Origin of the sequence: Dactylosporangium sp. NBC_01737 (assembly GCF_035963215.1) — a bacterium.
In the GTDB taxonomy this organism is placed as follows: Bacteria; Actinomycetota; Actinomycetes; order Mycobacteriales; family Micromonosporaceae; genus Dactylosporangium.
This window is the reverse complement of record NZ_CP109153.1, coordinates 2,245,256-2,257,232: the sequence shown is the minus strand read 5'-3', so window position 1 is coordinate 2,257,232 and position 11,977 is coordinate 2,245,256. Positions and strand designations below refer to the sequence as shown.

The following is an 11,977-nucleotide window of genomic DNA, read 5'->3' as shown; positions in this document are numbered from 1 at the left end:
CGACGATCAGCAGCTTGCCGAGCGCTATCGGCGGCAGATGAGGATGCTGTCCGTGTGGTTAGAGCACGATGATTCCGTCGAGCATGCGCCACATGATGTCTGAGGCGCCCGGCGCGTCGAGGCCGGTGAAGACGAACGCGAGCACAGCGCCGTGGCCAGCCCAGACACACGCCGTACCGCGCTGGCTTTGGCTGGTGAACTGCGAGCATGGGCGGCGCGGGCGAGGCCGTCCATGGCGAGGCGGAAGTGGTCGGCTGTCGCGCCGCCGACCGGACCCAGGCTGCTCAACAGTGCGTCCAGGGCGTCGGTGTCGAAGTCCCGGTTGAACGCCTCGCCGGTTCCGCCCCAGATCGTGGCGGTGTGTCCGGCCGGGTCGTGGTAGTACGCATCAAACGGGTGCTCGACGCCTGGGAATGGGTGCGCTGTACGCATCGTGGTCGCGGGCGTCTGATCGACTGGTTTCTCGTACTCGACAATGGCGTCGGGCGCCGCGAGGGTAGCGGTCGGCCGGACGGGACTCGGGCCCGGCGTCGCCGCAGCGCTGGGTCTCGGTGCGGTACCGGCCACGTGCGGTGCCGTCGCCGACTTCGCAGCGACGATGACGATCACCGCAACGAGCATGAGGCCGGCCAGGCCGGCCCCGATGATTGCGCCGAGCGGCCCGCGCTGCCGGATGTTGCGGTGGGTGTCCGGCTGGCCGGTGGTGTTCGGTGGGCTCGACGTCTGGGTGACGCGGCGCCAGACGATGATGGCGTACGCCGACAGCAGCGCGACCATGGCGATCCGCAGGATGGTGTAGCCCATCAGCGCGTAGCTCCGGCTGACGAAGGCGTCCCGGAACGCCGCCGGATCATCGGTGCCGGGCAGGGGCCGGTTGGCGAGGACGAGTGAGAGGACGACGACCGGTACGAGGCTGAGCCGCCAGGTCGTGTACGTCCAATGGCCCAGGATCTCGGTTCGGTCGTGGCCGAGCCGCTGAACGTGGCGACGGCTGCTGACGGACCAGGCGATGAAGCCTGCGAGGTACACCCAGATCCACACCAGCGTGACGTTGCTGAGCAGAGCGGCACCGTCGAACACGGCGCGGGACGCCGCGGTGGAGAACGACGCCGGGTCGGTGACGATCGTGTCCACGGCAGCCAACGCTGCGATGTGCGCCACCAGCAGCCCGAAGTAGCCGATGGTGACGGCCACGAACAACCAGGTCAGCACATGCCAGGACAGCGACGGCCGCAGCCGGGTGGCCGGAGCCGGCGGGCGGCCGCCATGCTCCGGGCACAGGTGTCCGTCGCCGGTGGCGAAGCCGGGCTCACCGCAGATCATGCAAGGCATCGACACAAGATCGGAACCTTAGTCGGTCCGGGGACTGCAGAGAACCCGTGAACAGGCAGCCGCTCATGATCAGACGGACGGATGCGGCGTCCGAGCGCCTATGCCGAAGCGCACGTGACGCCCGGCTTCCTGCCCCGGCCTTCGCCCACCATGATCGCGTGCCCGCACATCGGCTACGAGCACGAACAGCCGGGCCGGCACGCCGTAACCTCTGTTGCGAGCAGATCGCGGCATGAGCGAGCAGTCTCGTGTCGTTGTAGTTTGCTGATCATGAGTGCTGATGACGGTGGGGACACTGGCGGTGTTGTGCGGGGACGCTGCGTCCAGCGTGCGTACTTGACGGTGGCGTTTGCCGAAGACGACGACGTCCGGGATCTGGACCCGGCAGAGGTGACACGACTGGTTGGACTACCACCCACCAGTCAACACAGGAAAGGCGATCGCTACGGTCCGCACCAGCGTGCATGGCGGCGTAGCGGCTGGAAAGTCGAGGTTCCGGAGCGGGATGAGTACGACACTGAGGTCGTTCTTGTCGAGCTGCTGGACATCATCGAGTCGCGTGCTGACGGCCTGGCGCGAGCCTGTCAAGTTCTGGGACTCCAAGCAGGGATTAACGTCGTAATCGAGATGCATCCGGTTCAGGGCCCAGACGGCGAGGAGCTCGTGACCACACCCGCGCTTTCGCTCAGTGCGGCGACGGTGCGCCGGCTGGCCAAACTCGATCTTTGGCTCGACTGCGACCAATACGTGTACTGAGGCATCGTCTCCGCAGCCCGACGGCTCACCAACCTCCGGCAGCGGATGCCGTGCATCATCGGTGCTCCGGCGCGTCCGGCTCGACGTCCGGTCATCGGCAGTTCAGAAAGGCCTCGGCGCCGCAGGCCGATCATCCACCGTGACGAGTAGCGACGGGACGCCGCGCACCAACGGCGGCTACGTGCGGACATGAGATGACAATGGGTGACCGCTGTCGAAGACTGCCGCACCCACGAAACCGGGCGTGCGTCGGGTCAGGTGCGGTTGCGGCGGGCGGCGAGCCGGTCGGCGATGGCGTTGTAGAGGCGGCCCACCCAGGACGTGTCGCCGCCCGACACCGAATGGGTGCCGAGGAACTGCGCATTCGGGTCGGGGCCGGCGGAATACTCGGCGTTGCTCTGGCCCGGGATACGTTTGGGCTGCGCGCTCATCGGTCGTCACCTTTCCGTGCGCTCCGACGACCGGTTCGGCCGTACCTACATTGAAGCCCGGCAAGAGTCGGATCATCCACGCCCCGGCACATCCTGAGGAAGTCTTGTCAGATGGGCGGTCGCAACGGCACAAGATCACGTGAGCGCTCATCGGCAGATGAGTGCGTCGATCTTGGCTCTTGCGACGGCGCACGACCGACGGTCGAGGGGCTCGTAGCCCATGACGCGGCGATCGCGTTGTGTTCCGGCGGTGATCGGATGTAGCGCGACCGTTCAGCACGCCGGGCACCGTTTCGGCACACGCGCCCGTCGGCCGCCTATTGGCGGCGGGCGTTGAATGGTGAGATCGCGTGGACCTGCGGATACGCGCCGCACGCTTCCAGTACGGGCCCTTGCGAAACGGCACGATTCGTGAGAGTGTGATCGTGGGAGATGATGCACCTCAACCTTCTGACTACGGATCAGAAGGTTAGGGGTTCGAGTCCCTTCGGGCGCGCAGGATCGTCAAGGGCCTGAGCTGCGTAGAAGCAGTTCAGGCCCTTTGCTTTGCCTGGCCCATGTTCATGTGGGTGGGCGGGGTCAGTATGTGGTCAGGGCCGTCTCCAGCCGGCGCAGGATGTCCTTCCGCTTGGTCAGCACCTGGTACTCCGTGTAGCGGGGCAGCGATCGCCGGTACTGCTTCACGATCGCGCGCAGGTCGTGCTCGTAGGCCGGGACGACCCATTCGACGCCCGCGTCGTCCACGATCTCGATCTTCAGGAACACCGCCTTGCCGAGGCCGGCGCTGGCCTGCCGGCGGTCCTCGTCGGGCACCGAGTCCGACTGCTGGTAGATGCGGAAGTACAGGACGTTGCCCGCGTCGACGGAGTCGATCTGACCGGGCGCCAGCCCGTGGATCACCTGGGCCAGCCAGCCGAACGGTTTCCTGCAGGATCGGGCGGTCGGCCGCGGTCATGTGGGCGAGGATCGTGAGGACGTTGAGCGGGAGGTCCTGCTGCAGCTCGGGCGGAAGGTCGGGCTCCGCCGCGATGACGAAGTCCCCGTCCACGGCGCACCGGATCCGGGCGGGGTCGTTGCCGAGCGCCTGCATGCCGAACAGCGGGCGCGCCAGGTGGTGCAGCACGGCACCGACAGCGACGAGATCGTCAGGGCCGCCGCATTCCAGCGGCACCGCCCACGGCCGGACGCCTGACGGCGGATCGCCGTCCGTCCCGCACGGATCCGGCCGGCACCATCGCGACCACCTCGGCGGAGGGTGCGGCGCGCTGGAGTTCGAGTCCCTTCGGGCATGCAGCAATGACCAGGAGTTTCTCCTGGTCGTTTTGTTTCCGGACGGCCCGGCGGTTCCGCGTCCCGCCAATTCGACCTTGCAGATGAGCTGGTCGGCGAGGGGATGAATATTTCCTGACGTGCTCGTCGAAAACTTGAACTGTTCCAGACAAGTGGCCTAGTGTTGATCGGGTGACTCAGTCGCTCGTGAACACCGGGCCGAACATCCCACGGTGTCCCACCGGACGGTGTACGACGGACTGAGGGCTCACCGACGCCGGTCTCGTGCGGCGCACGCAACCTGCCTGCGCGACCAAACGCATTCCCAGTGATCCGCCAGTTCGGAAGGAAACAGATGACTCAGGACAACGAGACGGCGGGCGGCTGCCCGGTCGCGCACGACTCTGCGACCGCGCAGGGCAGCGAGAGTGAGAACCCCGCGATCGAAGCGCCGACCCCCAAGACCGGCGGTCGCCCGCGCACCAACCGGGACTGGTGGCCCAACCAGCTCGATCTGTCGGTGCTGCACGCCCACTCCTCCAAGGGCAACCCGCTCGGCCCGGACTTCAGCTACGCCAAGGAGTTCGCGAAGCTCGACGTCGAGGCCCTCAAGCGGGACATCACCGAGGTGCTCACCACCTCGCAGGACTGGTGGCCGGCCGACTTCGGTCACTACGGCGGTCTGATGATCCGGCTGAGCTGGCACGCCGCGGGCACCTACCGCATCCACGACGGCCGTGGCGGCGCCGGCGACGGCGGTCAGCGCTTCGCCCCGCTGAACAGCTGGCCCGACAACGCCAACCTCGACAAGGCCCGCCGCCTGCTGTGGCCGGTCAAGCAGAAGTACGGCCAGAAGATCTCGTGGGCCGACCTGCTGGTGCTCGCCGGCAACGTGGCGCTGGAGTCGATGGGCTTCAAGACCTTCGGCTTCGGCTTCGGCCGTGAGGACGTCTGGGAGCCCGAGGAGATCTTCTGGGGTCCCGAGGACACCTGGCTCGGCGATCGCTACGTCGGCGACACCGAGATGGCGCCCGAGGTCGGCGCGACCGAGATGGGCCTCATCTACGTCAACCCCGAGGGCCCCCGCGGCAACGCGAACCCGCAGGCGGCGGCGTACTTCATCCGGGAGACCTTCGGCCGGATGGCGATGAACGACGAGGAGACCGTCGCCCTCATCGCCGGCGGGCACACCTTCGGCAAGGCCCACGGCGCCGGTGTCGCCGACGACCACGTGGGCGCGGAGCCCGAGGGCGCGCCGCTGGAGGCGCAGGGCCTGGGCTGGCTGAGCAGCCACGGCAGCGGCAAGGGCGCCGACACGATCACCAGCGGGCTCGAGGTGACGTGGACCGACAAGCCGACGCAGTGGAGCAACCGGTTCTTCGAGATCCTGTTCGGCTACGAGTGGGAGCTGGTCACCAGCCCCGGCGGTGCCAAGCAGTGGGTCGCCAAGGACGCCGAGGCGATCATCCCCGACGCGCACGACCCGGCGAAGAAGCACAAGCCGACGATGCTCACGACCGACCTGTCGCTGCGGGTCGACCCGGCGTACGAGAAGATCTCCCGCCGCTTCCTGGAGAACCCCGACGAGTTCGCGCTCGCGTTCGCCAAGGCCTGGTACAAGCTGCTGCACCGCGACATGGGCCCGGTCGACCGGTTCCTGGGGCCGTGGGTGCCCGAGGCCCAGCTGTGGCAGGACCCGGTGCCGGCCGTCGACCACGCGCTCGTGGGTGACGCCGACGTCGCCGCCCTCAAGGCGAAGGTCCTGGAGTCCGGCCTCACCACCGCCCAGCTGGTCTCCACCGCCTGGGCGTCCGCGGCGAGCTTCCGCTCCACCGACAAGCGCGGCGGCGCCAACGGCGCCCGGATCCGCCTCGAGCCCCAGCGCAGCTGGGAGGTCAACCAGCCCGAGCAGCTCGCGACGGTCCTGACCGCCCTCGAAGGCATCCAGCGGGAGTTCAACGAGGCCGGCGGCGCGAAGATCTCGCTCGCCGACCTGATCGTGCTGGCCGGTTCGGCCGCCGTGGAGAAGGCGGCGCGCGACGCCGGCGTCGAGGTGACCGTGCCGTTCCACCCGGGCCGCACCGACGCCACGCAGGAGCAGACCGACGTCGAGTCGTTCCGGGTCCTCGAGCCGCGCGCCGACGGGTTCCGCAACTATCTGCGTCCCGGCGAGAAGACCCAGCCGGAGGTGCTGCTCATCGACCGCGCCTACATGCTCGACCTCACCGCGCCCGAGACGACCGTCCTCGTCGGCGGCCTGCGCGCCCTCGGCGCCAACGTCGGCGGCGCCGCGCACGGCGTGCTCACCGACCGGCCCGGCGTGCTCACCAACGACTTCTTCGCCAACCTGCTCTCCCCCGGCACCCGGTGGAAGGCGTCGGAGTCCGACGAGCACGTGTACGAGATCCGCGACCTCGCCACCGACCAGGTGAAGTGGACCGCGACCGCGGTCGACCTCATCTTCGGCTCCAACTCGCAGCTGCGGGCCCTCGCCGAGGTCTACGCCAGCGACGACGCCCGCGACAAGTTCGTGACGGACTTCGTCGCGGCCTGGACCAAGGTCATGGACCTCGACCGGTTCGACCTGTCCTGAGCTGACGCGCACCGAGAGGCCCGGCCGATCCACCGCGATCGGCCGGGCCTCTCGGCGTCGGGACTCAGAACTTGACCGCCACGTCCGAGCGGACGGTCGGGCTGTGCTCGCGGGCGACCTCGAAGGCGCGCTCCTCCGAGTCGTCGCCGTCCTCCACCTCGAAGCGGTCGCTCTGCCACGTACATTCGCAGAACGCCTGGTAGTAGTCCGGGTCGTGGCCGCTGTGGCCCTGCAGCAGCCAGACGCTGACGCGGTGGCCCGCCTCGAAGCGGTAGTTGCCGTGGATCCACAGCGCGAGCACCACCTCGCCGACCAGGAGCGCACCCGCCAGGAACGCCTCGCTGGCCCCGGCGACGAGAGCCGGCACGCCCCCGCGGACCTGGCCGGCGACGAACTCGAGGCCGAACTCGGTGAGGAACCCCGCGACCGCCAGCTTCGCGGCGACACTGGTCCGCACCCGCCGCGCCCAGACCGCCGTGGTCGCGATCCCCGCCACGACGCCCGCGCCCACGATGCTCCAGGCGTACTCGTGGCCGGACAGGTGCTCGACCGCCCGCCAGACGAGGAATCCGGCCGCCGGCGGGAGCAGCGCGAGCAGCGCGAGCAGCGCGTAATGGCCGTTGTTCGGCTGCTGCATGCCTTGCATCGTGGCAGGCCTGCGTGACACCCGTCTATGGCGCGGCACACGCGCGCGGGGCGGCTGCGGTTCAACCGCTGCGGGTCGTGTTCGTGACGGCACAGATGGTGAGCTTCGGGGTACCGTCGCCGCACCGTCCGCAGCCAGGGAGGCGCAATGACCGCCATCAGCGCAGCCGACATCGACACCGCCGTCCGCGCGCTCCGGCCGCACCTCGGCGAGCGCCTGATCGCGCCGGAGGACGTCGATCGCTTCGAGGACGCCCGGCGGGTGTGGAACGCCGCCGTGACGCGCCGGCCGGCGCTGATCGCCCGATGCCGCGACACGGCCGAGGTCGGCGCCGCCGTCCGCGCGGCCCGCGACGCGGGGCTGCCGCTGTCCGTGCGGGCCGGCGGGCACGACTGGGCCGGCCGGGCACTGCGCGACGGCGGCCTCGTCGTCGACCTCACCGGCATGCGGGGCGCCACCGCCGACCCGGCCGCACGCACCGTCACCGTCCAGGGCGGGGCGACGACCGCCGACCTGCTCGCCGCGACCGCCCCGCACGGCCTGGTCACCGCCACCGGCGTCGTGAGCGCCGTCGGCGTGGCCGGCCTCACCACCGCCGGTGGGTACGGCCCGCTGGTCGGCCGTTTCGGCCTGGCGCTGGACAACCTGCTCGGCGCCGACGTCGTGCTCGCCGACGGCAGCACCATGACCGCGGGCCCGGACGGCGACCCCGAGTTGTGGTGGGCGTTGCGCGGCGGTGGCGGCAACTTCGGCGTCGTCACCGGCCTGCGGTTCCGGCTGCACGAGCTGCCCACCGTGCTCGCCGGCATGCTGTTTTTCCCGTTCGCCGACGCCGGTACGGTCCTCGCCGGCTACGCGGAGATCGTGGCCGCCGCACCCGACGAGCTGACCGTCATGACCGGCTTCCTGCCCGGCCCGCAGGGCCCGATGGTGTTCCTGTGCCCGTTCTGGTCCGGCGCCGACCTTGCCGCCGGCGAGCGGGCGATCGACGCGCTGCGCTCCCTCGGGCATCCCGTCGTCGATCAGGTCGGCGCGATGCCGTACGTCGCCGCGCTCAGCATGTTCGACGCCAACATCGTCGAGGGCAACCACTACCTGCTGCGCAGCCGCTGGCTCGCCGAACTGTCCCCGACCGCCGCCGACGCGCTCGTGACCGGCGCCGCCGAGATCTCCTCACCCTTCTCGACCCTGATCGTCAACCGCTTCCACGGCGCTGCCGCGAGGATCGACCCGGCCGCGACCGCATTCGCCAACCGCGTACCGCACCAGGTCATCGAGGTGATCGCCGTGTGGCCGCCCACCGACTCTGCCGACCGGCACCGCGCCTGGGCCGACTCCGTGGTCGAGGCCCTGGACCCGGTCTCACTGCCCGGCGGCTACCCGAACCTCCTCGGCCCGGACGACGACGCCCGCGCCCGCGACTCCTTCGCCGGCAACCTCGACCGTCTCCTGACCGCGAAGCGCCGCTACGACCCGGACAACGTCTTCTCCGCTATCCCCGCGCTGCTGGACTGAACCGCGCCACCTCACCGATCAGCTCGTCCACGTCGCCGTGGCGCTCACCCGCCTCGAACCGCATCGCCTTGCGGATCACGGCCAGCAGCCCGCCCGGGACCGCCGGGTTCTCGGGCACCGGCCGCCGCAGCATGCCGACCTGTTCGCCGACGCTCAACTCGCGATCCGGCGGGCAGTACGGCGCCCTGCCGGTGATCAGCCCGTACAGCACGGCACCGAGCGAGTACACGTCGGCGCTCGGCACCCGGCCGGTGCCGTACACGATCTCCGGCGCCAGGTAGGCGATCGACAACACGCCCTGCACCAGCACACCCCCGACGACATGACTGGGCACGGCGGTCACCGCGTCGACACCGAAGAGACCGAGCTGCGCCGTGCCGTCCCTGCCGACCAGGATCTTGCTCGGCCGTATCCCACCGTGCACCACGCCGGCCCGGTGCAGACCCGCAACCGCCCGCCCGACCGTCCCCACAACCTCGCACGCCACCGCGCCGGGCAACGGCATGAACCTGTCGACCGAACCCCCCGCACACAGCCGCGTCACGACGTACGGATGCCCGTCCGGCAGAAATCCACAGCGCAGCACCGGCACCAGATGACCCTCGGCGGAGAGCGCAATCATCTGCCGAACCTCCGCACCGAAGCAGAGGAGCTCCTTCACGCCCTGCATCGGCCAGCGGGAGACTTTGACGGCCACCGGCCCGTCCTCGCTCGTACCGCGGAACACCTGCGACGTGCCGTCCTCAGCGAGCAACTCGACCGCCCCGAACTCCTCACTCAGCGCCGCACCCACCTCCATGCCCGCCATTGTGACCAGCCCGCGAAAGGGGCGTACGCACCGCGCGAGCCGGCCTCCAACAGGCGCCGCGTTGGCCTGGTGGGGTACACAGGCCGAGCGCTGTCAGCCAGCCGGACCGGAATCATCAGGACCCGCTGGTGCTCGGCATGGGATTCGACCACGTCCGCGGGAAGCATGCTCAACGCACGGCCGGGACCAACGGATGCCACGCGCACGCGTGTGAGTCTGCCGCGCGGAGCGCGGGCGGTGCGAGCACAGCGAGCATGTGGGGTGTGGGGTGGGAACCCCCCACCGGGTCCGGCCGAAGGCCGCCAAGGAAGCACTGCGGAGGGCGTGGGATTCGAACCCACGGAGACGCGGAACGCCTCACCGGTTTTCAAGACCGGCGCCATCGGCCACTAGGCGAGCCCTCCAGCGGAACGTCGACCAGTCTGCCAGATCGCCTTCGAGCGTCGGCGGTCACCCGTGTGAGGGACGCCGGACGTTGCGGGGGCGGTGGCGGACTGGGCGACCGCGACCAGATGACATCTTGACACTCCGCTTCAAATGTCGCGCGGCATAAGCCTGAGCTGCGCAGACTCAGGGCGCAAGCGAGAAAACTACGGGCGGGGGCCGAGCGGGATGCATCTGTTCTTCAACGATCCACGGGTTGCGTACGTCACCAGGCATCGGCGGATCGTGCGGCATCCGTTGGTGGCGCTGGTGGCGGGTGGGGTCGGGGTGGCGGCGTTGGGTGTGGTGATCGGTGCGGCGGGGTGGGAGCCGCCACAGCAGGGCAGGCCCGCACCGCAGGCGGCGCAGCAGGGGGTGGCGATGCCGGAGCCGGTGCAGGACGTCAACCTGTACGGGGTGCCCGCCGCACCACAGCCGGTCCTCGATCTCGGGCCGCAGCCGACTCGGACCGTGGCCGCGCCGGCCAGGCCGCAGCAGGCGGCCAAGGCAGCCCAGGCAAAGCGGGTGGAGAAGGCGAGAATCACCGCACCCGCCAGGACGCAGCCGGCGGCGACGCAAAGCCCGACGCAGGCACCGACCGAAGATCCGACCCAGGAGCCGACCCTGGAGCCAACCCAGGACCCGACGCAAGAGCCGACGCAAGAGCCGACGCAAGAGCCGGCCCAGGACCCCACAGCGTGGCCCCCGGGCTGGCAGCACCACTGGCCGTGGGACCAGGGCCAGGGCAGCCAGGAGCGGACATCCACCGCCGAGCCCGGCGTCGTCGCACCGTAGCGCCGTAGCGCAAAATGGTCCGCATGCGCGCGATCACCATCGAGCAGCCGGGCGGGCCTGAGGCACTGCGGTGGACCGAGGTCCCCGATCCGGTGCCCGCACACGACGAGGTTCTGATCGAGGTGCGCGCCGCGGGGGTCAACCGCGCCGATCTGCTGCAGCGGCAGGGGCATTACCCGCCGCCCGCGGGAGCGCCGCCGTATCCGGGCATGGAGGTGTCGGGGCGGATCGTGCAGGTCGGGCCGGGCTCGCACCCCTGGGAGGTCGGGCAGGACGTCTGCGCGCTGATTTCGGGCGGTGGGTACGCCGAGCTGGCGGTGGCACCGGTCGGGCAGCTGCTGCCCGTACCGCGGAACACGACGGTGGAAGACGCGGCGGCGCTGCCCGAGGTGGCGGCGACCGTGTTCTCCAACATCGTGGACGTCGCGGGGATCCGGCCGGGTGAGACGCTGCTGGTGCACGGCGGCGGCAGCGGGATCGGCACGTTCGCGGTGCAGCTCGGCAAGGCGCTCGGCGCGCACGTGGTGACGACGGCGCGGCAGGGCAAGCATGAGGCGCTGACCAGGCTCGGCGCGGACCGGGTGATCGACTACACGGTTGAGGACTTCAGCGCGACGGTCAAGGCGGACGTCATCCTCGACATCATCGGCGGCGCCTACCTGGCGGGCAACGTGAAGGCGCTCAACGAGGGCGGCCGGCTGGTCGTGATCGGCATGCAGGGCGGCCGGAAGGCGGAGCTCGACCTCGGTGCGCTGCTGGCGAAGCGCGGCAGCGTGTTCGCCACGGCGTTGCGCTCCAGGTCGCTGGCGCAGAAAGCGTCAATCATCCGTGGTGTACGGGAGGAAGTCTGGCCCTTGATCGACGAGGGTCTCATCGGGCCGGTCGTGCACAGCAGGGTGCCGATGCCCGACGCCGCCGAGGCTCACCGCCTGATGGAGTCCAGCGAGCACTTCGGAAAGATCATTCTGACCCGACCGTGAGGATGACCGGGCCGGAGCCTCGGGTGGCGAGGCGGTCGCCGGCATTGGCCAGCTCGCAGTGGCTCAGCGACAGGCAGCCGCAGCCGATGCAGCCGGTCAGCGTGTCACGGAGCCGCTCGAGCAGCGCGATCTGCCGATCGAGGTGGACACGCCAGTTGCGGGACAGCCGCGCCCAGTCGCCGCGCGTCGGGGTGCGGTTGGCCGGCAGGGAGGCGAGCGCCTCCTTGATCGTCTCCAGGGGGATGCCGACCTGGGCGGAGATCCTGATGAACGAGACCCGCCGCAGCTCGGAGCGCTCGTAGCGGCGTTGGTTGCCGCCGGTGCGGGTGGAGTGGATCAGGCCGAGTTTCTCGTAGAACCGCAGTGCGGACGGAGCGACCCCGCTGCGCGCCGAGAGCTCGCCGATCGTGAGGAGCTCAGCCATCCGGG

General features: G+C 70.1%; 12 protein-coding genes and 1 tRNA gene. 6 read left to right on the top strand and 7 right to left on the bottom strand.

Translation table 11 applies throughout. The features are described 5' to 3' along the window. Positions 1-24 precede the first annotated feature (24 nt). A complete protein-coding gene (locus OHA72_RS09840) occupies positions 25-1,323 on the bottom strand; it encodes a hypothetical protein (protein ID WP_327007528.1) in 1,299 nt (432 codons plus the stop codon). 351 nt (positions 1,324-1,674) lie between these two features. Here OHA72_RS09840 and OHA72_RS09835 point away from each other — a divergent pair, with 351 nt between their 5' ends. Continuing rightward, positions 1,675-2,088, top strand: a complete 414-nt coding sequence (locus tag OHA72_RS09835; protein ID WP_327011520.1) for a DUF4279 domain-containing protein — start codon at positions 1,675-1,677, stop codon at positions 2,086-2,088. 254 nt (positions 2,089-2,342) lie between these two features. Here the strand turns inward: OHA72_RS09835 and OHA72_RS09830 are convergent, their stop codons facing one another. Both OHA72_RS09830 and OHA72_RS09825 read right to left on the bottom strand, forming a co-directional pair. Continuing rightward, positions 2,343-2,519 (bottom strand): hypothetical protein, encoded by a 177-nt coding sequence (locus OHA72_RS09830; protein WP_327007527.1) that lies wholly within the window; start codon positions 2,517-2,519, stop codon positions 2,343-2,345. A 579-nt stretch (positions 2,520-3,098) separates the two neighbouring features. Next, positions 3,099-3,419, bottom strand: a complete 321-nt coding sequence (locus OHA72_RS09825) for a hypothetical protein (protein WP_327007526.1) — start codon at positions 3,417-3,419, stop codon at positions 3,099-3,101. 55 nt (positions 3,420-3,474) lie between these two features. Between OHA72_RS09825 and OHA72_RS09820 the strand changes: the two genes are divergently transcribed. After that, positions 3,475-3,711: a hypothetical protein gene (locus OHA72_RS09820; RefSeq protein WP_327007525.1), complete on the top strand. Its 237-nt coding sequence runs from the start codon at positions 3,475-3,477 to the stop codon at positions 3,709-3,711. Positions 3,712-4,143: 432 nt separating this feature from the next. Next, on the top strand, positions 4,144-6,381 hold the full coding sequence (katG, locus tag OHA72_RS09815) for a catalase/peroxidase HPI (protein ID WP_327007524.1): 2,238 nt from the start codon (positions 4,144-4,146) through the stop codon (positions 6,379-6,381). A gap of 64 nt (positions 6,382-6,445) precedes the next feature. Here katG and OHA72_RS09810 read toward each other — a convergent pair whose 3' ends face one another. Next, positions 6,446-7,018 carry a hypothetical protein gene (locus OHA72_RS09810; protein ID WP_327007523.1) on the bottom strand — a complete coding sequence of 191 codons (573 nt, stop codon included), beginning with the start codon at positions 7,016-7,018 and terminating at the stop codon, positions 6,446-6,448. A 156-nt stretch (positions 7,019-7,174) separates the two neighbouring features. Between OHA72_RS09810 and OHA72_RS09805 the strand changes: the two genes are divergently transcribed. Further along, positions 7,175-8,542 carry an FAD-binding oxidoreductase gene (locus tag OHA72_RS09805; RefSeq protein ID WP_327007522.1) on the top strand — a complete coding sequence of 456 codons (1,368 nt, stop codon included), beginning with the start codon at positions 7,175-7,177 and terminating at the stop codon, positions 8,540-8,542. On the opposite strand, the gene OHA72_RS09800 is transcribed toward OHA72_RS09805, so the two are convergent. Further along, positions 8,520-9,341, bottom strand: coding sequence for a protein kinase domain-containing protein (locus tag OHA72_RS09800; protein WP_327007521.1), 822 nt, complete (start codon positions 9,339-9,341; stop codon positions 8,520-8,522). The two genes, OHA72_RS09805 and OHA72_RS09800, sit on opposite strands and share 23 nt — an antisense overlap. Positions 9,342-9,666: 325 nt before the next feature. Then, positions 9,667-9,754 (bottom strand) — tRNA-Ser (locus OHA72_RS09795). Between the two features lie 265 nt (positions 9,755-10,019). Here OHA72_RS09795 and OHA72_RS09790 point away from each other — a divergent pair. Then, positions 10,020-10,568 carry a hypothetical protein gene (locus tag OHA72_RS09790; protein WP_327007520.1) on the top strand — a complete coding sequence of 183 codons (549 nt, stop codon included), beginning with the start codon at positions 10,020-10,022 and terminating at the stop codon, positions 10,566-10,568. Between the two features lie 23 nt (positions 10,569-10,591). After that, entirely contained in the window at positions 10,592-11,548 is a 957-nt protein-coding gene (locus OHA72_RS09785; protein WP_327007519.1) for an NAD(P)H-quinone oxidoreductase, read from the top strand. Here the strand turns inward: OHA72_RS09785 and soxR are convergent. Next, positions 11,529-11,972, bottom strand: a complete 444-nt coding sequence (gene soxR / locus OHA72_RS09780; RefSeq protein WP_327007518.1) for a redox-sensitive transcriptional activator SoxR — start codon at positions 11,970-11,972, stop codon at positions 11,529-11,531. The genes OHA72_RS09785 and soxR overlap by 20 nt on opposite strands. Between the last annotated feature and the right edge of the window lie 5 nt (positions 11,973-11,977).